Source organism: Streptomyces sp. NPDC088400 (genome assembly GCF_044753355.1).
Lineage (GTDB): Bacteria > Actinomycetota > Actinomycetes > Streptomycetales > Streptomycetaceae > Streptomyces.
Genome location: NZ_JBIVMZ010000011.1, coordinates 114675 through 136256 on the forward strand (window position 1 = coordinate 114675; position 21582 = coordinate 136256).

Sequence of the window (21582 nt, forward strand, 5' to 3'; positions counted from 1 at the left end):
GACCGGTTCACGAGCCGGTTCACGAGCCGGTTCACGAGATGAACCGGTGCACAAACGCACAAGCGTTCAACGCGTGCACGCATCCCCGACCCGGCGGCGACATCCTTCCGAACCCGTCGGGAAAACGCCCTCAGACAACAACCACCCCCCGGTCTTAACCCCGACAAGAGGGCTTTCGATGACCCAATTCGATGAACTCGCCGAAATGTACGAGGAGTTCTCCCGGCTGCCTTTTCGCCAAGAACTCGAATTCCCCAGTGTGCTGGAGGCTCTGGGCCATCTCTCCCGGCTCCGGGTCCTGGATCTGGGCTGCGGAAGCGGTGTCTACAGCCGGACTCTGGCGCGAGGAGGCGCGGAACGGGTCGTCGGGCTCGACGAGTCCGCCGGAATGATCGACCACGCCCGTGCGTACGAGGCCGGACAGTATCCGGAGATCAGCTACGTCGACGGCTCCCTGCCGGCCGAACTGGAGGGTGGCTTCGACCTGGTCCTCGGTGTGTACGTACTGCCGTACGCCACCACGTACAAGGAACTCGTCGGCCTCTGCCGCACCGCGGCGGACGCGCTGCGGCCGGGCGGGAGGTTCGTCACCCTGCCCATCCACCCCGAGGCCCATCGCGACCCCGGCCACTACGAGCGCTACGGCTTCCGACTGAACATCGACCGGCCCTTCGAGGACGGTTCTCCGATCGATCTCCAACTGTGCTTCGACGCGTACGACGTTCACATCGCCGCCCATTACTGGAGCGCCGCGACACTGGAACAGGCGTTACGCGAGGCGGGGTTCGGTCCCGTACGCCGGCTGCCGCACCGCCTGTCGGCCAAGGCCGCCGCCGGGCCGTCCGAATTCTGGGAGCCCTATCTGTCCGCGCCGCACGCGGCGATCCTGGACACCCGCAAGGAGAGTGAACCGTCATGACCCCCCTGGCCGAACTCACCGAGCGCAGCGATTTCCTCATCGAGAACGCACGTTTCATGACCCTGGCCACCCACGGCCCCGACGGGGTGTGGGCCTCCACGGTCAACTACGTACCGCTGCGGAATCCGCTGGGACTCCTCTGGTACTCGCTGCGCCGGGCCAGGCACTCACGCAACATCGAGGCCGATCCGCGGATCTCCGGCTCGATCTACCTGACCGGGCTGCCGGGATTCGGCCTGGACGGTGCGCAGTTCACCGCCGTCGCGAAGCCGGTGGGGCCGGACGAACTCGACACACTCAGTGCCTGGTACTACGAGCGGAACTTCCCGGACGAGGAGGTCCGCAGCGAATGGCGGCTGCCGCTGGACGAGTTCCGCGGGGACGGCCCGCGTCGCTTCTACCGCCTCGAAGTCCGCGAGTGGTGGCTGCTGGACATCGATCAGTGGCTCGTGGACAAGAACGACCAGCGCATCGCCGTTCCGTTGGAGGCGATCACCGATGGACCGACGGTCGACGGAGGCGGGGACGGCAACGGTGTCGGCGACCAGGACGAAGACGAAGACAAAGACGTCGACAACGACAACCACAACGACGACAGCAACAGCGAAAACGACAACAACCACGACCACGACGACGACCACGACCACGGTAGTGACGGTTCGGGAGGTGCCCGGTGAAGGCGCTCATCAAGTCAGGGCCCGGCGAGGGTCTGGACTACGTCGATGTACCCACCCCCGCGCCGGGGCGCCATGATGTCCTCATCCGGGTGCTGCGCACCGGCATCTGCGGCACGGACCTGCACATCCTCGACGGGAACCCGTGGGCGGCGCGGACCGTGACGACGCCGCGCGTCATCGGCCATGAGTTCGTCGGTGAGGTCGTGGCGACCGGGGCCGGCGTCGGAGGCATCCTGCCCGGCCAACTGGTCGGTGCGGAGGGCCACGAGACGTGCAACACCTGCGTCAACTGCCGGGCGGACAAGAAACACCTGTGCCATGCGGCACGGGGCCTCGGAGTGCAGCGCGACGGGGCGTTCGCCGAGTACGTGGTGCTGCCCGCGGAGAGCGTCTGGGTGCATCGCCCCGGCGTCTCGCTGGATGTCGCCGCCGTGTTCGACGCCTTCGGCAACGCCGTCCATGTCGCCGACGCCTTCCCCCTCCGTGACCGGACGGTCCTGATCACCGGCGCCGGCCCGATCGGTGCCATGGCCGCCGCCGTCGCCCGGCACCGGGGCGCACGCCTGGTCGCGGTCAGCGACGTCAGCTCCTTCCGGCTCGACCTCGCTCGCCGGGCCGGTGCCCATCTCGTCATCGACGCCGGGGCCGGCCCCATCGACGCCGCCGCACTCGGCCTGGAGCACGGCTTCGACATCGGCTTCGAGATGTCCGGCAACCCGTCCGCCCTGCGCGAACTGATCGGCGCCATGGCCCACGGCGGCCGGATCGCCGCCCTCGGACTGCCCGACGAGGACGTGCTCACCGACTGGACGAACATCTCCCTGCGCATGCTGACCATCCAGGGAATCAGCGGACGCAAGGTGTTCGACACCTGGCACACCATGGCCGACCTGCTCGACGAGGGCCTCGACCCGTCGTTCATCATCACGGACCACTTCGCCGCCGAGGACTACGAGAAGGCCTTCGCCGCCGCGTCCCAGGGGGACGCGGGCAAGGTGATCCTCGACTGGGCGCCGAGGGACTGAGGGGAGTCGTCATGGAATACACCGTGCGCGTCCACACCACGATCGACGACGTCGACGAGAGGTGGGACGACCTGATGACGGTCGCCCAAGCCCCTGTCTTCTACCGTCGGCCCTTCCTGCGCGCCTTCGAGAAGCACCCGCTGCACCCCGTCCTGCGCACCGCGTACCTCGTGGTCGAGGACGCGTCGGGGCGGGCCCACGCGGCCCTGCCCGCCTATCTGCAACGCGACGTCGACCCGATGCGGGTCCTCGCCGATCACCATCCTCACGCGGTCGGCCGGACCGTACTGCTCAGCCATGCCTGGCACTGCTACGACACCGTGCTGCCGGTACGGCCCGGCCCCGACAGCGGATCGGCCGCCCTGCATGCCGTCACGGCGCTGCGGGATCTCGCGTCCCAGTGGGACGCCCGGCTGTGCGGCGTCGTCAACGCGGACGCCGACGGCCCGCTGGACCCGCTGCTGACCGATGCCGGATTCTCCGGTGTCGACATCGACGTGGGATGGGGAATGACGCTGGACCATTTCGAGGGGTTCGAGGACTACCTCGCCAACGGCCTGAAGAGGAAATCGCGGTACAACCTCACACACGACCTGCGCCTGGCCGACGAAGCCGGAGTCAGCGTTCACAGGACCGACGCGGAGAATGCGGACCTGGACGGCTTCGTGGAGCTTGCCCGTGCCACGGCCGCCAAGTTCGACAACTCCGACTACTACCAGCGCGGTCTCTTCCAGGACTTCGTCCTGGCGCTCGGTGACTGTGTCCAGGTCGCGGAATACTACGTCGGAGACCGGATGATCGCTTCCGCGCTCACCCTCACCGACGACACCCGGCTCCACTACTGGGCGGTCGGATACGCCCAGGAGGACACCCCGGGCTACAGCCCGTTCTACGTGGCCTTCGCCCAGGTGATGCGGGAGGCCTGGGCCTCGGGTCTGGACTGGGTCGAGCTGGGCCGGCGCAACCCGACGTTCAAGCGGCGGTACGGTCTCCAACCCCGCTCGCTGCGTGCCTACTTCGCGGACGTGGTGCCGGAGTTGGAGTGATTCCGGACGCGGGGTGCCGAGCCCGGGGTGATTCCGAACCCCGGCAACCTTTCGGGTGTGCGTGACCACAGACTTCCGGTAGGTCGTGTTCCGGTCGGGGTCCGTTGATCCGTCCCCTCTCCGGACAAGCCGCGGAAGAGGAGATCGTATGCGCGTCTCAGGCATGCTCGCTGTGATGGTCGGAGCCGTACTGACGGCAGGAACGGGGATCGGGACGGCGGCGGGGACCGCTGCGATGGGTGCCGTCGGTGCGCCCGCCGCGCCGGCCCCGCCCGCCGCGGTCGCCGACCCCACCATCGTGGTGGCGTCGAACGGCGACGACGCCGGGCCCGGCACGCTCCAGCAGCCCCTGCGCACCGTGCAGCGGGGCGTCGACCGGGCCCGGCCCGGTGATGTCATCGCCGTCCGGGCGGGTACGTATGTCCTGGACGGCGACAACATCACCATCACCACGTCCGGAGAGCCCGGCCGGCCGATCACCCTGGGCGCGTACCGGGACGAGCGGGTCGTCATCGACGGCGAGCGGCTGCCGGCCGGCCACACTCCGGTCGGCGGCAGCATCCCGCGTGCCGAACGCGGTGCCATCCACCAAGAGGCGTCGTACTGGCGGGTGTCGGGCCTGGAGATCGTCAACGGCCCCTACGGCTACTACTGCGACGGCTGCAACCACAACGTCTTCTCCGGGCTCGTCACCCACGACAACTACGAGAGCGGCTTCCAGCTCCAGGGCGGTTCCGGCGACAACCTCATCCTCAATCTCGACTCCTACGCCAACCGCGACCCGCGCAAGAACGGTGAGAGCGCCGACGGCCTCGCCATCAAGGAAGGCAGCGGCACCGGCAACACCGTCCGGGGCGCCCGGTTGTGGAACAACGTGGACGACGGCTTCGACGCCTGGAAGTTCACCTCGCCCCTCGTCATCGAGGACACCGTCGCGTACGGCAACGGCTACGACCGCTGGAACTTCCCCGACTTCGCGGGCGACGGCAACGGCTTCAAGCTCGGCGGCGGCACCCCGGCCCCGGCGGCGGCCCACACCGTGCGCAACAGCGTCGCGTACGGCAACGCGGCGCACGGCATCACCGACAACGGCAATCCGGGCGCGCTCGTCATCTCCCGCAACACCACCTTCCGTAACGAAGGCACCGGCTTCGACGCCGACACGTCCGGCTCGGCCGCCGTGTTCACGGGCAATCTGTCCGTCCTGGACCGGAAGGCCGTCAGCCTCGGCGGAGGGGCCGCCGCCACCGGCAACTCCTGGAATCTGGGCGGCACGTGGAACGGGGCGTCCGTCCTGAGCACCGACCCGGCTTCCCTCACCGGCCCCCGCGCCGCCGACGGCGCCCTCCCGTCGTCCCGTTCCTTCCTCGTACCGCGAGACGGGACGGCGGTGGGGGCGCGGCTCTGACCGGGCGGTTCGCGAGGCTTCGACGGCCGTTGTGGCGGTGCGGCCGCGGGCGCCTCAGCCCTTGCCGAGGAATTGCGTGGGGAAGGCGCCCGCGGCCCTCGCGGTCCGGGTGAAGGCGTCGGCCAACTCGGTGAGGCGCGCGGTGGCGGCCGGGCCGAGGTGGTCGTACGGGGCGGCGTCGAGGCGGTCGGTCAGCGCCTCGGCCTCACCGCGCAGGGCCGCCCCCGCCTCGGTGAGGTCCCCCGCCCCGTCCACCAGGCCGCGTTCGCGCAGCCGGTCCCGGGCGGCGGCCCACTGCTCCGCGGACCACCCGCGGGTCCGCATGAACGTCGCCGACGTCGCCGCTTTGCCAGTGGCGTTGTGCAGGACCAGCGCCTCGATCCCGGACAGGCCGGCGACCGTCAGGGCGGCGAGGTGACCGTCGCCCCGGTGCTCGCGCAGCAGTGTCGCGGCGTGCCACAGGGCCAGGTGCGGCTCCTCGGGCACCGGGAGGCCGGCGTTCGCGGCGTACAGAGGTCGCGCCTCGCGGCGGCACGCCTCGGTGGCGCGCAGCGCCAGTTGGGCCGTCTCGGCCATCTCCTTCGACGCGAGGGTCTCCTGCCCGAGCAGCCGCCGCAGTGTCCCGTCCGCACCGCGCAGCCGCGCGGCGAGCACCGCCTCCGGCGTCGTGACCGTCCACGCGGCGGGTATGTGCCGGGCCACATGCTCGTGGTTGAAGTTGTAGAACGTCGCTGTGACCGTGCCCGCGCCGACCGTCCCGAGCGGGGCCGCGCGGCCCGCGAAGTAGCTCATGGCCCCTCGCTCCAGCCCGAGTGCCGCGAATTCGTCCGCAGGCTCCGGTGCGAAGTACGTGGCTCCGTGCAGGGGGCTGACGGCGTTGTGACAGCGGCGGCCGGCGGTCATATCCATGCTTGTCTCCTGAATTCGTCCGGGCTACTACAGGCGTTCGGTCTTCGCGTGCGGTCACGTTCTCGGCGGTGTGGCGGATGTGCCGGGCGAGCAGGTGGGCAGCGCGGTCGGTGTCCCGGCTCAGGCCAGCCTCCTCCAGAGAGGCGTGCTCGTCCACACCGTCCTGGTCCGGGGCGATGGCACCGGACCAACGCCGGGCCGGCTCGCTCGCCGTCCGGAATTTTTTTCCATCCGCACCAATCCGCCCGCGCCCCGGCTCCGAATGGCTCGCGAACAGACAGACGCCGCAAGGCACTTCGCCGAACCTGTGGCCATCACGATCGAACAAGACAGGTCCGGCGCCCGTAATGCAGGTACAGCAGCCCGAACAGGCGCGATGACGGATGAAGGACGGACGCGATGACAGCAATCACCAGAAGCGGGCGGACATGGCGGGGGCGCGGGAGCGTTGCTCTGCTCGCGTGTGGTGCGCTGGCCGCCGGAGGGCTCACGGCCGCCGGTGTGGCTGTGCTGGAGCCGGGAACGGCGAGCGCTTCCAGCCACCGGGAGGCTCCGCTGATCTCGGGGCAGCCGCAGTTCGACAACACGGATCTGTACGCGTTCGTCAGCCCCGACCACCCCGACACAACGACACTGGTGGCGAATTGGCTGCCGTTCCAGGAGCCGGCGGGCGGGCCGAACTTCTACACGTTCGCCAACGACGCGCGCTACGACATACACATCGACAGTGACGGCGACGCCCAGGACGACCTGCTCTACCGGTTCACATTCAAGGACCACCGCAAGAACGAGGACACCTTCCTCTACAACACGGGCGCGGTGGAGAGCCTGGACGACCCTGACCTCAACTTCACCCAGACCTACGACATCGACCTGCTGCGGCTGGAGCACGGGAAGACCGTCTCGGAACACAAAGTCGCGAAGAACCTGCCGGTCGCCCCGTCGAACGTCGGCAAGGCGTCGATGCCCGACTACCAGAAGCTGCGTGACCAGGCGGTGAAGAAGGTCCCCGGCGGTATCAAGGCCTTCGCCGGTCAGGCCGACGACCCGTTCTTCCTCGATCTGCGGGTCTTCGACCTGCTGTACGGCGGCGATCTGTCGGAGGTCGGGAACGACACACTCAAGGGCTACAACGTCAACACCATCGCCCTGCAGGTGCCGACCTCGTACATCCAGGAGTCGAAGGAGCAGCCGATCGTCGGCATCTACTCGACGACGGAGCGCAAGAACGCCTACGGCGACTGGACACGGGTGTCGCGGCTCGGCATGCCCCTGGTCAACGAGGTCGTCAACCCGGTGAAGGACAAGGACAAGTTCAACGCTTCCTCGCCCGAGAACGACGGGGACTTCCTCAAGAACGTCACCGAACCGGAGCTGCCGAAGCTCATCGAGGCGATCTACGACATCAAGGCTCCGGCCGAACCGCGCGAAGACCTCGTCTCGGTCTTCCTGACCGGTGTCGAGGACCTCAACCAGCCGCCCAATGTGACCGCGTCGGAGATGCTGCGTCTCAACACCTCCATCAAGCCGGTGGCGGAGCCGAAGCGGCTGGGTGTGCTGGACGGAGACACCGCGGGCTTCCCGAACGGGCGGCGGCTGACGGACGACGTACTGGACATCGCCCTGCAGGTCGTGGAAGGCGAACTCGTCGATTCGAAGAACGACTTGGGTGACGCGGTCGACGCCAACGAGAAGGAGTTCGGCAAGAGCTTCCCGTACGTCGCCCTGCCCACCGCCGGGTCCGACGTGAAGTCGGGCGAGGCGGCAACCAAGAGCAACGCCACGGGGCTGACGGGCGGGATGTCCTCGTTCACCGGGTCGTGGGACAACAACACGGTGATGCTGGCATCGGCGGCGTCCGGGGCCGGGGTCGTGCTGCTGCTCGGGCTCGGCATGATGTGGCTGCGTTCCCGTCGCCGCCCCGAACGCCGGTCCTGGATCGCCTGATCCGCACTCGGCCCGGCCGCGTCGTCGTACGTCCACACGCGGCGCGGCCGGGCCCGCTCCTTCACACCCACCTCAGCGAGAAAACACACCCACCTCAGCGAGAACACACACCCATTTCAGCTGGAACACACACCCACCTCAGCGAGAAACCGAGGAAGGCGAGACTGATGTCCGTAGGGAAGCCGCGGTTCGCGCGATGGCGTGAACGAGGACAGATGCCGCGACCGCGGTGGCGGATCGCGGCGGTCGTCGCGCTCGCCGTGGGCATCACCGGCACCTCGGTGGCCGTCGGGGCCGGTGGTGACTCGGACCGGTCCGGGCAGGCCGCGCCCGGGGTCGTGGCGGATGTGCCCGTCGAGCGGCTGGCGGCGGGAGACCTCGCGCAGGGCATCGAGGCCCTGCAGAAGCACCTCAAGGCGCAGCCCAAGGACGCCACCGGGTGGGCGACGCTGGGTGCGGCGTATGTCGAACAGGCGCGGACCAGCGGGGATCCGACCCGGTACACGCAGGCGGACCAGGCGTTCGGGCGTTCGCTGAAGCAGCGGCCCGCCGACCGGAACGACACGGCGCTCGCCGGACGAGCGGCGCTGGCCGCCGCACGCCACGACTTCACAACGGCACTGAGCCAGGCGGACCGGGCGCTGCGGGTCAATCCGTACAGCGAACGGGCGCTGTCCAGCCGGGTCGACGCGCTGATCGAACTCGGCCGGTACGACGACGCGCGGCGGGCGGTCGAGCTCGCCGACCAACGGCGCCCCGGTATACCGGTCTTCACACGGTACGCGTACGTGCTGGAGCTGCGCGGCGACGTGAAGGGCGCGCGCCGGGTGCTGCTGCGCGCGCTGGACTCCGCGTCCGGTACGGCAGATTCGGCGTACGTCGCCACCGCGCTCGGCCAACTGGCCTGGAGCCAGGGGGAGTACGACCGGGCCCTCGGGCACTACGCGACCGCGCTGCGCGCCGACCCGGAGTATGTGCCGGCGTTGGAGGGGCGAGGGCGTACGTATGCCGCGCGGGGCGATACGAAGCGCGCGCTGACCGACCTCGAAGAGGTCGTACGGCGCTACCCGCTGCCGGGCCAACTGGCCGCACTCGGCGAACTGCGTGAGGCGGGCGGGCAGCGCGAGCGGGCCGAGGAGAGTTACGAACTCGTCGGTGTGTGGACCCGGTTGGCCCGCGCCAACGGCGTCGCCACCGATCTGGAGTCCGCCCTGATCGAGGCCGATCACGGTGACGCGGCCGAGGCGTTGACGTCGGCGCGCGCCGAATGGTCCCGCCGGGAGAGCGTTCACACGGCGGACGCGCTCGCCTGGGCGCTCCACGCGAACGGCAAGGACCGGGAGGCCCTGACGTACGCGAAGAAGGCGACGGCCGAGTCGCCCGGCTATCGCAACGCGTCGTTCCTCTTCCACCGGGGCATGATCGAGCGCGCCCTCGGTGACGACAAGGCCGCGCGCCGCGATCTGCGCGCCGCGCTCGACCTGAACCCTGCTTTCTCGCCCACGGGCGCGCGGGAGGCGACGTCCGCGCTCTCCGACCTGTCCGGGCGGCCCGCGGCCTCCCGGGCATCCGGAGCTCCGTCCCGGGGGGACTCATGAACCGCCGTACCGCCGCTTGCACCCTCGCCACGCTGGTGGCGGGAGCGGCCCTGGCCATGCTCCCCGCCCAGGCGGCGCAAGCCCATCCGCTGGGGAACTTCACCGTCAATCAGTACGACGGACTGGTCGTCGCTCCGGGGAAGCTGCGCGTCGACCATGTGGAGGATCTGGCGGAGATCCCGGCCGCGCAGGAACGGAACCGTATCGACACGGACGGGGACGACCGGCTGGCGTCGGCCGAACTGTCGGCGTGGGCGCGGACGCGGTGCGACACGGCGGCTGACGGCGCCAGGCTCGTGGTCGGCGACGCGAGGCCGGCGTCCGTCACGGCGGGGAGCGCGAAGGCGCTGGTACGGCCGGGACAGGCCGGATTGCAGACGCTGCGCGTGACCTGCGAGTTGACGGCTCGGCTACCGCGGGATGACGGGACGCGGTTCTCGTACCACCCGGCGGATGTCGCGACCGGGGCGGGCTGGCGGGAGATCACCGCGCGGGGCGACCGGATGACGCTCGCGGGGTCGGACGTGCCACGGGCTTCCCTCTCCCGGCGGCTGACCGCGTACCCCGGCGATCTGCTCTCCTCACCGCCCGACCGCCGGTCGGCCGCCTTCGACCTCCGACCCGGCGGCCCGGCGCTCTCCGAAAGCGAGAGCGCGAGTGGGGGAGCGGAGAGCGGTTCCCCGGCAGCGGGCGTACTGCCGCGCGGGGCGGACCGCTGGGCGCAGGCACTGACCGGACTGGTCGCCCGGCACGAACTGACCGTCGGCTTCGCGGCACTCGCTCTCGGCGCGTCCCTGCTGCTGGGAGCCATGCACGCGCTGGCCCCGGGGCACGGCAAGACCATGATGGCGGCAGCCGCCACGGCGGGCGGGCGCAGTTCGCTGCGCGATGTGCTGGCCCTCGGGGCCTCGGTGACGCTGACCCACACCCTGGGCGTCTTCGCGCTGGGTGCCCTGATCGCCGCGGGCTCGGCAGCGGCGCCCACCGTCGTGTCGTGGCTGGGCATCGCGAGCGGCAGCCTGGTCGCGATCGCGGGCGCGCTGCTGCTGCGCAGGGCGTGGCGACAGCGTCGGCACCCGCACGGGCACAGCCATGGTCACGGGCACACCCATGGTCACGGTCACAGCCATGGCCATACGCACGGGCACACCCACGGGGACGCCCATGAACACACCCATGGACACCGTGAGGACGCCGAACTCCCGCGTGACGAGGGCCGGGTGCTCGTGCTCGCGTCCGGTGGCGTCGCACGCGAGCATGAACAGGCGGCGGGCGCGGTCCAGAGCCATGGCGGTGCGCACGACGGCCAGCCCGCCCAGGACCACGGTCACAAACATGACAACGACCATGGCCACGGGCACGACCATGACCACGACCACGGTCACACTCACGGTCACGGCCACACTCACACCCACCTCCCCCCGGCGCCGGGCCTGCGCGGCATCATCCTCCTCGGTTTCGCCGGCGGCCTGGTCCCGAGCCCGTCCGCGGTCGTCGTACTCGTCGGCGCGGCCGCCCTAGGTCAGGCCTGGTTCGGCTTCCTGCTGGTCCTGGCGTACGGAGCCGGGCTGGCGCTCACACTCACGGGTGCGGGCTTCGCGGTCGTGCGGCTACGGGAGACCACGACCCGCCGACTGGCGTTGCGGCCGCGCGGCCGGGTCCTCGCATGGGCCCACCGGATGGCCCCGCTCGGCACGGCGGCCGTCGTCTTCCTGCTGGGATGCGGGCTGCTGCTCAGAGGAACCCTGACCGCTGTGGGCTGACCCTCCGCATCAGCATCAGCATCAGGATCAGCATCAGGACCACAAGAGCCGTGCCGGGACATCCTGCTGACGTCGAGTCAGACCATCGTCACCGGGACACCGGCGTCGGCGATACGTTCCAGTTGGTCACCCGTCGCCGCGCTGTCCGTGACCAGGTGGTGGATGTCGGGCAGCGGGCAGATCTTCGCGAACGTGACCTTTCCGATCTTCGTGTGGTCCGCCACGACAACGGTCCTGCCGCTGCTGCCGAGGAAGGCCCGGTCCGTCGCCGCTTCGAGCTGGTCATGGGTCGTGCAGCCATGGGCCGCGCTGATCCCGTCCACCCCCATGAAGACCATGTCGGTGTGGTGATCGGCCAGTGTCTTCTCCGCGATGGGGCCCACGAGTTCGTAGCTCGCGTTGCGGGCGTTGCCGCCGATGACGACGAGTGTGACCTCCTTGTGCAGAATCAGTTCGGCGGCGATGTTGACGGCGTTGGTGACGATGGTGAGGGGACCCCGCTCGGCGAGCAGCCGCGCGACCTCGGTCACGGTGGTTCCGCCCGTCAGCCCGACGACCGCGCCCTCCGGGACCAGCGCGGCCGCCGCTCTGGCTATGGCCTGCTTCTCGGTCCGGCAGTGCTCCGTACGGTGCTGGACCGGCACCTCCGGACCGATGCCGCCGATCACCGCGCCGCCGTGCGTACGGCGCAGCAGATTCAGCCGGCTCAGGTGCTGGAGGTCGCGCCGGACGGTGGCTCCCGACACGTTCAACAGCCGTGACAGTTCATTGACGTCGAGGCCCCCCTTGGCGGAGACATGCTCAAGTATCCGCTCATGGCGCTCAGTTCTCAGCATGAAGTGAGCGTAACCCTGCGCACAAGAGGGCGTCTTGCTGTGTTTATGCCCGATTCCGTTGACTGGCTGGGCTGCTGATACGCGCAGTCCGCGCACGTTCGATCTGTTGACATGACGAGTTCCGCTCGCTTTACTCCATGCAACGCCAGGGTTGAGCATCCGGCGCCAGAGGTACGCCCAGCCGGTAAGCGGCCCATGTGCCGCAAGTCCGGACAAAGTCGCCAGGGCCGCTCCAGGGCCCGAGGCGGGGACGTACCCCCCATTCTTCTGGAGCTCTCAGATGCGTCCCGATCGTGTCCGTTTCCGTCGAACTCCCGCCATGACCACCGATGTTGCGACGGCCGCGGTCACTCCTCCGGCCGTTTCCCCCACTGCGGGATCACCTGCGCTCGTCGATCCAGACCACTGATCCAGACCACTGATCCGGTCTGCTGATCTGGTCTGCTGATCCGGCCCCTGAGCGGCCCGACGCCGCCTGAGCGGCCCGAGCGATCATGACCGACCCGGCGTACCACCCCCGGCTCTTCCTGGGTACGCCGGGTCTTCTCTCACCCGTACGAGTCTCACCCGTACAAGACCTGGCCGCACCCCGTTGACAGTTGCAGATCCCGCGCGCTGAACCACCCTTCCCATGGAGGCCCACATGCCCGCAGGCCACCGCATGCCCGCCGCGCTCTCGCGCCGCAAGGTCCTGCGGCGCGGCACCGGCTTGGCGCTCGGCGCCGCGGCCACGGCCGCACTGCCCGGATGCGGTACGACCACGGACGACGGAATCGGCGCCGACGGCCGTGTCACGGTCGAACTCTGGCACGGACAGACGGACTCCGCCCGCGGGGTCATGGAAAAACTGGTCGCGGAGTTCAACCGTACGCATCCCGGTATCCGCGTCGATCCCGGCGGCGGTGTGCTGGCCGACGCGATGCTCCAGAAGATCACGGCGGCGCTGGCGGCCGGCTCGTTTCCCGATGTGGCCTATGTCTTCGGCTCGGACCTGGCCAGTGTCGCGCGCAGTCCGTCGGTGGTGGATCTGACCGACACCGTCCGCTCCGCGCCTCTTCCCTGGACCGACTACTGGGCCCCCGTGCGCCAGGCCGTCACACTCAACGGGCAGGTACGGGCGGCTCCCGCGGTGGTCGACTCGCTCGCCGTGGTCTGCAACAAGAAGCTCTTCCGCGCCGCGGGCCTGCCGCTTCCCGAACCGGGCTGGACGTGGGACGAGTTCGTGGACACGGCCGAGAAGCTCACCGGCTCGGTGCGTGGCGCCTTCGGCACCGGCTGGCCCGGGGTGGGCGACGAGGACACGGTGTGGCGGCTGTGGCCGATGATCTGGGACCTGGGTGGCGACGTCATCGAAAAGGACGGCCGCGGCATCGGGTTCGCGGACGCCGGTGTCCAGGCTCTGGAGACCGTGCGGTCCCTCGCGCGTGACAAGAGCGTCTACATCGATCCCAAGCCCGGCAGCGAACAGATGTACAAGGTCTTCGCGTCCGGCCGGATGGGGATGGTCGTCACGGGACCGTGGCAGTTGCCCGACATCCGCCAGGCGAAGATCGACTACCACGTGGTGCCACTGCCCAGCTACAGCGGCGAACCGATGACCATCTCGGGGCCCGACACCTGGACCGTGTTCGACAACGGTCCGGCACGGGTACGGGCCGCGCGCACCTTCGTGACCTGGCTGACGCAACCGGCCCAGGACGTGATCTGGGCCGTCGAGGCCGGCAGCCTGCCGCTCAGCAGGAGCACCCAGGCCCTGCCCGGGTGGCAGTCGCAGACCACCAGAATCGACGGGCTGTCGGTGTTCTCCAAGGCGCTGGACACCGCGCGCGTACGTCTCGTACACCCCGCCTATCCGCAGGTCTCCCAGGCCCTCGGACAGGCCGTCGTCGCCGTGCTGCTCGGCAGGAGCACACCGGTCAAGGCCATGCGCGAGTGCGCCGACGAGGCCAACGCCGCGCTGCTCATTCCGCGTTGAGAGGAGAGAACGATGCCACGTCTGCCCACTCCGCTCACGCTTCCCGATGACGGCCACGAGCGTGACGACCAAGCACACGACGACCAGGCACACGGCGACCGGCACCCGCATGGTGGCGGCCCATCTCGCGAGCGGTGGGGGCGCGGCTCTCGGAAGCGGCGAACGGGCCCCCGGGGGCGCGGACTTCGCGGTGAGCCGGCGACGGCATGGATGTTCGTCGCGCCGTCGGTGCTGATCATCATCGGCCTGAGTGTCGTCCCGGTCCTCTGGTCGCTGCTGCTGTCCTTCCAGGCCGACGACCTGGTCACGCCCAGCCGGTGGGTCGGTCTGGACAACTACCGCGCCCTGTCGCAGGATCCGCACTTCGGCCAGGCCGTACGCAACACACTGCTCTACACGGCGCTCTACGTGCCACTGAGCATGGGCCTGGGGCTGCTGCTCGGCCTGGTCCTGAACCGGCGCATCCGGGGAGTTGGGCTGTACCGCACACTGATCTTCGTGCCGTTCGTCATCTCGGCCACGGCCCAGGGTGTGCTGTTCTCCTTCATCCTCGACCCGGAGTTCGGGGCCGCCAACTCCCTGCTGCACCAGCTCGGTATCTCCTCCCAGGGTTTTCTCACCGATCCCGGGCAGGCATTGTTCCTGCTGGTGGCGATCTCGCTGTGGAGCGGTACGGGCTTCTGCGTGGTGGTCTATCTCGCGGCTCTCCAGGACGTACCGCGGTCCCTCCTCGAAGCGGCGCGGCTGGATGGCGCCGGACGGTGGCACCTGCTGCGTCATGTCACCCTCCCCACCCTCACACCGGTCACCGTCTTCCTGCTGCTGTGGCAGACCATCAACTCCCTCCAGGTGTTCGACCTCGTGTACGTGACGACCAAGGGCGGGCCGCTCGGCTCGACCACGGTGATCGTCTACTTCATCTGGGAACAGGCCTTCAAGAACTTCACCGCCGGGTACGGCGCGGCGGCGGCGTACGCGCTGGCCCTGGCCCTGCTCGTGCTCGGCGCGGTCCCGCGGGTGATCCGGGGACGCGAGAAGAACCGCCTCGAAGGAGCCGCACGATGACGGGGACATCCGCGACGGGGACATCCGCCTCCGCCCCGACCGGGACCGCTGGGACCGCCGGGATGGACGGGACTGCCAGGACTGCCAGGACGGACGGGACCGCCAGGGATTCCGGGAAGACCGGGGACGTACCCACCACCGGCCCGCGCCGTGCCCGGCCGCTGCCCTTCAGCCCCTGGCACCTGCTGCTCGCCCCGCTCGCGCTGGTCTTCGCGACACCGCTGGTCTGGCTGCTGCTCAGCTCCGTGATGAGCGACGCGGAGATCAACCGGTTCCCACCGTCGCTGTGGCCGTCGAGGATCGACCTGGGCGGCTACCGCTACGTGCTCGGCAACGCCCTGTTCCCCCGCTGGTTCGCCAATTCGCTGATCGTCTCGGTGGTCGCCGTCACGTCCAACCTGCTGCTCGGCGCGCTCGGCGGTTACGCGTTCGCCCGGATGCGGTTCGCCGGCTCACGCGTGCTGCTGGTGCTGATGCTGGCCACGATGGCGATCCCGTTCCAGCTGACGATGATCCCGACCTTCCTGGTCATGAGGCACCTCGGACTCATCGACACGCTGGGCGCGCTGATCGTCCCCTCGCTGGTCACACCGTTCGCGGTGTTCCTGCTGCGGCAGTTCTTCCTGTCGCTGCCGAGGGAGTTGGAGGAGGCCGCCTGGATCGACGGCTGCTCGCGACTGCGGGTGCTGTTCCTCATCGTGCTGCCCCTGTCGAGACCGGCGCTCAGCACCGTCGCGGTACTCACGTTCCTGACCACCTGGAACGACCTGAGCTGGCCGCTGATCGCCATCAACCATGACACCCAATACACCCTCCAGCTCGGACTGACGACCTTCCAGGGGCTGCACCACACCCGGTGGTCCGCGGTCATGGCGGGCAACGTGATCACTGTCCTGCCGGTTCTGCTGGCCTTCCTCTTCGCGCAGAAGTCGTTCATCCAGTCCATCACCTCCAGCGGCCTCAAGGGCTGAGACCGCACACCGGAGCGAAGACCGCGACCGAAGGCCGGGACCACGACCCGCCCCGACCCGAGCCCGCACCTCTCCACAACCACGGGAAGCCGGATGCAGCACACCTTCGACCTGCTCGTCATCGGGGACGTCAACCCCGACATCGTCATAGGACCGCTCGACGCCCCGCTCGCCTTCGGGCAGCGCGAACAACTCGTCGGCACCGGCCTGCTCACCCTCGGCGGTTCCGCCGCGATCATGGCGTGCGGAGCCGCCCGGCTCGGGCTGAAGGTCGCCTTCGCCGGGCGCGTCGGCGACGACGAGGCCGGGCGGTTCGTCGCCGCGGCCCTGCGGGACCGGGGCGTCGACACGGACGCGCTGCGCCTCGACCCCGCTCTGCCCACCCCGCTCACGGTGGTCGTGACCCGCGGGGACGGCGACCGTACGATCCTCACCGCGCCCGGCACGCTGACCGCCACCGGACCCGACGACGTACCGGAGGAACTCCTCTCCCGCGGCAGACACGTTCACGCCGCCTCCTACTTCCTGCTGCCGGGGCTGGCCGGCGGGCTGCCCGGTCTGCTGCGTACGGCACGCGCCCACGGCGCCACCACCTCGCTGGACACCAACGACGATCCGTCCGGGACATGGGCGCCGGCCGGCTTCGACGAGGTGCTCGCCGCTACCGACTTCCTGCTGCCGAACGCTCGGGAGGCCCGCGCGCTGGCCCCCGGCGCCACCTCCCTGGACTCGGCCGCGGCCGAACTCGCCTCCCGCGGGCCGCTGGTGGTGGTGAAGAACGGGGCCGACGGGGCCCTCGCCCACGACGGCCACACCGTGCTGCGTACCAGGGGCATCCCCGCCCGGCCGCTGGACACGGTCGGCGCCGGCGACAGCTTCGACGCCGGTTTCGTCGCCGCGACCCTCGGCGGACTGTCCACCGCCGACGCCCTTGAACTCGCCGCCGCCTGCGGCGCACTGTCCACCCGGGCCCACGGCGGTACCGCCGCCCAGCCCACCTGGGACGAAGCCCTCGCTGTCGTCCGTAACGGAGAGAACCACTGATGACCACCACGAAGATCGCGTTCATCGGCGCCGGAAGCGTCGTATTCACCCAGGGTCTGCTGGCGGATCTCTTCGCTTTCCCGGACCTTCAGGACGTCCATATCGCCCTGCACGACATCGACGCCGAACGGCTCGCCACGGCCCACGGCGCCGCCCGCCACATCGCGGACCGGCAGCCCGTACGGGGCGGCGCCGCACCGCACATCACGGCCCACGCCGAACGGCGCGAGGCCCTCGAAGGCGCCGACTTCGTCATCAACATCGTCCAGGTCGGGATGCGCGAGTCGACGCGTACCGACTTCGACGTACCCGCCGGCTACGGTCTGCGCCAGACCATCGGCGACACACTCGGCATCGGCGGCATCTTCCGCGCGCTGCGCACCTTCCCGCTGCTCAAGTCCCTCGGCGAGGACATCGCCGAGGTCTGCCCCGACGCCTGGCTGCTCAACTACACCAACCCCATGGCGATGAACATCCAGTACCTCACCCGGGCCACCGGACTGACCCGTGTCGTCGGCCTGTGCCACTCGGTGTACTGGACCATGCGCGACCTCTCGGCCCTGCTGAACGTCCCGTACGAGGAAGTCACCTATCTGGCCGCCGGAGTCAACCACCAGGCGTGGATGCTGCGTCTGGAACACAACGGGACCGACCTGTACCCGCGGCTGGACGCCCTCATCGCGGACGATCCGCAGCTGCGGCGCCGGGTCCGCGTCGACATGTACCGCCGGCTCGGCCACTATCCGACCGAGACCAGCGAGCACTCCTCCGAATACGTCCCCTGGTATCTCGGTCACGACAGCGAGATCGAGCGGCTGCGACTGCCCGTCGGCGCCTACCTCGGCATCGTGGACGAGAACGTCGCCGAGTACGAGAAGACCCGCGACGCGCTCGCCTCCGGAGCGCCTCTGTCCGTCGAGGCCACCGCGGAGTACGCCCCCCAGATCATCCACAGCATCACCACCGGCACCCCCCGCACCGTCTACGGCAACGTCCCCAACCACGGGCTGATCGACAACCTGCCCGCGAGCGGTACCGTCGAAGTTCCCTGCCTGGTCGACGCGTTGGGCGTGCAACCCACCCGCATCGGCTCGCTGCCCGCCCAGTGCGCCGCGCTCAACCGGGGCTATCTCAGCATGAACGAACTGGTCGTCCGGGCCGCTCTGGAGGACGACCCCCGGTCCGTCCGGCAGGCGGCCATGATGGACCCGGCCACAGCCGCCGCCCTGCCCGTCGAACGCATCTGGGACCTGTGCGACGACATGGTGCGTGCCCACGCCGATCTGCTCCAGCCCTCTCTGCGCGCCACTCTCGGCCACTGACCCCGGCGGCCGGCCGTGTCCCCGTACCGGTGCTCCCGTACAGCCGATAGGTCAGCTACACCGGATACGTCAGCTACACCGGATACGTCAGACACGACAGATGTCAGACACGACAGACACGACAGACACGACAGATACGTCAGGCACGTCAGCTGCACCGGATACATCGGAGAACCATGTCGCACACCAGTCACGAGATCGCTTCCCAGCCGGCCTGCTGGGAGCGCGTCATCAATGAACTCCCCACCCACGCCCCGGCCTTGCCCGCGCCGGGGGAGCGGGTCGCGGTCATCGGCTGCGGAACCTCGCTGTTCATGGCCCAGGCCTACGCGCACCTCCGCGAGGCGGCGGGGCTCGGGCCCACCGACGCGTACCCCGCCTCCGAGGCGAAGTTGCACCGGGCGTACGACCGGGTGCTCGCCCTGACCCGTTCCGGTACCACCACCGAGGTCCTCGCGGCCCTCGACCGGGCCCCGGCCGGCACCCGTATCACCACCGTCACGGCCGTCGCCGACTCACCGGCGGCCGTCGCCGCCCACGAGGTGATCTGCCTCGACTACGCGGACGAGCAGTCCGTCGTCCAGACCCGCTTCCCCACCACCCAACTCCTGCTCCTGCGCGCCCACTCGGGACTCGACACGGCCCCCGCGCTCGCCGACGTCGCCACGGCCCTCACCACCGAGCTCGACCCCGAGCTGCTCCGGGCCCAGCAGATCACCTTCCTCGGCGAGGGGTGGAGCACCGGTGTCGCCGCGGAGGCCGCGCTCAAGGTGCGGGAGGCGGCGGCCTGGTGGACCGAGTCGTACTCCGTCATGGAGTACCGGCACGGCCCCATCGCCGTGGCGGCCCCGGGGCGCGCGGTCTGGAGTCTTTCGCCGCTGCCCCAGGCCCTCGCCGACGGCATCCTCGCCACGGGCGCGCATCTGCGCGAGCCCCGGCTCGACCCGCTGGCCGAACTCGTCGTCGTACAGCGCCTCGCGGTCGAACTGGCCACCGCCGCAGGTCGCGACCCCGACCGGCCGGCCCACCTGACACGCTCCGTCATCCTCGACCAGGAGGGCTGACCCCCCGGTGCGGCGCGGGTCCGGTGCTGCCCGCGCCGCACCGGACCCGCCGTTCCGCGCATCCTCTGCGCAACACCGCGCGTCCTCATACGTGTTGGGCCACGTGTCCCACTACGTGGCCTTCCGCGCGTCCCTCCGTCCGTCCCCGCGTCCAACGCTCCGTCCACCACCGGGAATCAGACCATGCCACTCGCCTCCACCGGCGACATCGTCAGCAGCGCGGCGCACGGCGTCGGCGCGTTCAACGCCGTTCTCCTCGAACAGCTCGAGGCCGTCCTCGCGGGCGCCGAACAGGCAAACAGCCCCGTCATCGTCCAGATCAGCGAGAACGCCGTCGCCTACCGGGGCGCCCTCGGGCCACTCGCCGCCGCCGCCCGCGAGGCCATCGCCGAGGCCGCCGTACCCGCCGCCCTGCACCTGGACCACGCCACCCGGACCGACCTCATCGAGGAAGCGGTCCGGTGCGGCTTCACCTCCGTGATGTACGACGGCTCCCACCTGCCCTGGGAGGAGAACGTCGCCCGCACCCGCGAAACCGCCCGCTGGTGTCACGACCACGGCGTGTGGGTCGAGGCGGAACTCGGAGCGATCGGCGGCAAGGACGGCGCCCACGCTCCGGGTGTACGCACAGACCCCGCGGAGGCGGCCCGGTTCGTCGCCGACACCGGTGTCGACGCCCTCGCGGTCGCGGTGGGGTCGTCCCATCAGATGACCCGGCGCACGGCGGAACTCGATCTGTGTCTCATCCGCGACCTGCACGCGGCGGTTCCCGTCCCGCTGGTTCTGCACGGTTCGTCCGGGGTGGACGACACCACCCTCACCAACGCGGTGCACGCCGGGATGCGCAAGATCAATATGTCCACGCACCTCAACACCGTCTTCACCGCGGCGGCCCGCGCCCGGATCACCTCGCACCCCACGGCCGTCGATCCGCGCGGCTATCTGCGTCCCGCCCGGGACGCGATGAAGCATGAAGTCGCCCGTCTGCTGCAGCTGTTGGGGGAGGGGCCGGTGTGACGCGACCGTCACACCAGTGACGTCACCTCCGCCGCCGTCGGGAACGACGCCTGGGCGCCCTCCTTGGTGACGGCCGCGGCGCCCACCCGAGTCGCGTAGGCGGCGGCCGACGCCAGGTCCTCACCGGCGCCGAGCCGCCAGGCCAGCGCAGCCGTGAACGCGTCGCCGGCTCCCGTGGTGTCCACGGCGCGCACCTTCACGGAGGGCACCAGCGTCGCCGTACGGCCGTCCGCCACCAGGGCGCCCTGAGCGCCGAGCGTGATGACCACGGAGCGCGGGCCGAGCGCGAGGAGCGCTCTCGCCCAGTCCCGTGGCCCCGCGTCCGGTGAGTCGGCGTCCGGCGAGTCGTCGCCGGCCGGGGCGCCGAGTACCACCCGTGCTTCGTGCTCGTTGACGATCAGCGGGTCGCAGGCCGCGAGGATCTCGGCGGACAGGGGCATCGGGGGAGAGGGGTTGAGTACGAAACGGGTACCCGGGGACAGGCTCCGTACCACCTCGGTGACCGTCTCCAGCGGGATCTCCAGTTGCGTCGACACCACCCGCGACGACTTGAGCATGCCTGCCGCGTCCCGGATGTCCTGCGGGGACAGCCGGGCGTTGGCACCCGGGGACACCACGATGCTGTTGTCGCCGGACGGGTCGACGGTGATCAGCGCGACCCCCGTGGGCGCGCCGCCGGACAGCACCCCGTCCGTGTCGACGCCCGCCGAGCGCTGCGAGTCGAGCAGCAACCGCCCGTGCGCGTCGTCGCCGACGCGGGCCAGCAGAGCCGTACGGGCCCCGAGACGGGCGGCGGCCGCCGCCTGGTTCGCGCCTTTGCCGCCTGGGTGGATGGACAGGTCCGAGCCGAGCACGGTCTCCCCGGGGGCGGGGCGGCGCTCGACACCGATCACCAGGTCGGCGTTTGCCGACCCTACGACCAGCAGGTCGTAGTCGTACATTGCTGTCTCTTTCCGTAGGGGGACGACCAGAATCGCGCGGCCCGGGGAGCGGCCG

The 21582-nt window shown here is 70.1% G+C and carries 18 protein-coding genes; 15 read left to right on the forward strand and 3 right to left on the reverse strand.

Features of this window, described 5'->3' with window-relative positions; translation table 11 throughout:
* Positions 1 to 178 precede the first annotated feature (178 nt).
* The 5 genes from ACIQD6_RS26045 (at position 179) to ACIQD6_RS26065 (ending at position 5075) form a co-directional block, all read left to right on the forward strand.
* Positions 179 to 919, forward strand: coding sequence for a class I SAM-dependent methyltransferase (locus tag ACIQD6_RS26045; RefSeq protein ID WP_401886399.1), 741 nt, complete (start codon positions 179 to 181; stop codon positions 917 to 919).
* Complete coding sequence (locus ACIQD6_RS26050) at positions 916 to 1596, forward strand: pyridoxamine 5'-phosphate oxidase family protein (RefSeq protein ID WP_401886401.1); 681 nt, start codon at positions 916 to 918, stop codon at positions 1594 to 1596. The genes ACIQD6_RS26045 and ACIQD6_RS26050 overlap by 4 nt, the downstream gene beginning before the upstream one ends.
* Entirely contained in the window at positions 1593 to 2621 is a 1029-nt protein-coding gene (gene tdh / locus ACIQD6_RS26055) for an L-threonine 3-dehydrogenase (RefSeq protein ID WP_401886404.1), read from the forward strand. Before ACIQD6_RS26050 ends, tdh begins: the two co-directional genes overlap by 4 nt.
* A gap of 11 nt (positions 2622 to 2632) precedes the next feature.
* Entirely contained in the window at positions 2633 to 3667 is a 1035-nt protein-coding gene (locus ACIQD6_RS26060; protein WP_401886406.1) for a GNAT family N-acetyltransferase, read from the forward strand.
* A 148-nt stretch (positions 3668 to 3815) separates the two neighbouring features.
* Complete coding sequence (locus ACIQD6_RS26065) at positions 3816 to 5075, forward strand: right-handed parallel beta-helix repeat-containing protein (protein WP_401886409.1); 1260 nt, start codon at positions 3816 to 3818, stop codon at positions 5073 to 5075.
* A 54-nt stretch (positions 5076 to 5129) separates the two neighbouring features.
* Here the strand turns inward: ACIQD6_RS26065 and ACIQD6_RS26070 are convergent, their stop codons facing one another.
* A complete protein-coding gene (locus ACIQD6_RS26070; RefSeq protein WP_401886412.1) occupies positions 5130 to 5984 on the reverse strand; it encodes a hypothetical protein in 855 nt (284 codons plus the stop codon).
* A 399-nt stretch (positions 5985 to 6383) separates the two neighbouring features.
* On the opposite strand from ACIQD6_RS26070, the gene ACIQD6_RS26075 reads away from it, so the two are divergent.
* From ACIQD6_RS26075 to ACIQD6_RS26085, 3 genes are all read left to right on the forward strand, one after another.
* Positions 6384 to 7931 carry a DUF4331 domain-containing protein gene (locus ACIQD6_RS26075; protein ID WP_401886414.1) on the forward strand — a complete coding sequence of 516 codons (1548 nt, stop codon included), beginning with the start codon at positions 6384 to 6386 and terminating at the stop codon, positions 7929 to 7931.
* Between the two features lie 215 nt (positions 7932 to 8146).
* Positions 8147 to 9529, forward strand: a complete 1383-nt coding sequence (locus tag ACIQD6_RS26080) for a tetratricopeptide repeat protein (RefSeq protein ID WP_401886416.1) — start codon at positions 8147 to 8149, stop codon at positions 9527 to 9529.
* Positions 9526 to 11292, forward strand: a complete 1767-nt coding sequence (locus tag ACIQD6_RS26085) for a nickel transporter (protein ID WP_401886418.1) — start codon at positions 9526 to 9528, stop codon at positions 11290 to 11292. Before ACIQD6_RS26080 ends, ACIQD6_RS26085 begins: the two co-directional genes overlap by 4 nt.
* A gap of 77 nt (positions 11293 to 11369) precedes the next feature.
* Here the strand turns inward: ACIQD6_RS26085 and ACIQD6_RS26090 are convergent, their stop codons facing one another.
* Entirely contained in the window at positions 11370 to 12128 is a 759-nt protein-coding gene (locus ACIQD6_RS26090; protein WP_401886420.1) for a DeoR/GlpR family DNA-binding transcription regulator, read from the reverse strand.
* A 643-nt stretch (positions 12129 to 12771) separates the two neighbouring features.
* Here ACIQD6_RS26090 and ACIQD6_RS26095 point away from each other — a divergent pair.
* The 7 genes from ACIQD6_RS26095 (at position 12772) to ACIQD6_RS26125 (ending at position 20586) form a co-directional block, all read left to right on the forward strand.
* Positions 12772 to 14103: an ABC transporter substrate-binding protein gene (locus tag ACIQD6_RS26095; RefSeq protein WP_401886422.1), complete on the forward strand. Its 1332-nt coding sequence runs from the start codon at positions 12772 to 12774 to the stop codon at positions 14101 to 14103.
* A gap of 12 nt (positions 14104 to 14115) precedes the next feature.
* Positions 14116 to 15168 carry a carbohydrate ABC transporter permease gene (locus tag ACIQD6_RS26100; protein WP_401886423.1) on the forward strand — a complete coding sequence of 351 codons (1053 nt, stop codon included), beginning with the start codon at positions 14116 to 14118 and terminating at the stop codon, positions 15166 to 15168.
* 62 nt (positions 15169 to 15230) lie between these two features.
* Complete coding sequence (locus ACIQD6_RS26105; protein WP_401886811.1) at positions 15231 to 16139, forward strand: carbohydrate ABC transporter permease; 909 nt, start codon at positions 15231 to 15233, stop codon at positions 16137 to 16139.
* Positions 16140 to 16232: 93 nt separating this feature from the next.
* Positions 16233 to 17183 carry a carbohydrate kinase family protein gene (locus ACIQD6_RS26110; RefSeq protein ID WP_401886425.1) on the forward strand — a complete coding sequence of 317 codons (951 nt, stop codon included), beginning with the start codon at positions 16233 to 16235 and terminating at the stop codon, positions 17181 to 17183.
* Entirely contained in the window at positions 17183 to 18505 is a 1323-nt protein-coding gene (locus tag ACIQD6_RS26115) for an alpha-glucosidase/alpha-galactosidase (RefSeq protein WP_401886427.1), read from the forward strand. The genes ACIQD6_RS26110 and ACIQD6_RS26115 overlap by 1 nt, the downstream gene beginning before the upstream one ends.
* Positions 18506 to 18681: 176 nt before the next feature.
* Positions 18682 to 19569: an SIS domain-containing protein gene (locus ACIQD6_RS26120; RefSeq protein ID WP_401886430.1), complete on the forward strand. Its 888-nt coding sequence runs from the start codon at positions 18682 to 18684 to the stop codon at positions 19567 to 19569.
* Between the two features lie 183 nt (positions 19570 to 19752).
* Positions 19753 to 20586, forward strand: coding sequence for a ketose-bisphosphate aldolase (locus ACIQD6_RS26125; RefSeq protein ID WP_401886433.1), 834 nt, complete (start codon positions 19753 to 19755; stop codon positions 20584 to 20586).
* 8 nt (positions 20587 to 20594) lie between these two features.
* Here the strand turns inward: ACIQD6_RS26125 and ACIQD6_RS26130 are convergent, their stop codons facing one another.
* Positions 20595 to 21527, reverse strand: coding sequence for a ribokinase (locus ACIQD6_RS26130; RefSeq protein WP_401886436.1), 933 nt, complete (start codon positions 21525 to 21527; stop codon positions 20595 to 20597).
* Positions 21528 to 21582: the final 55 nt, after the last annotated feature.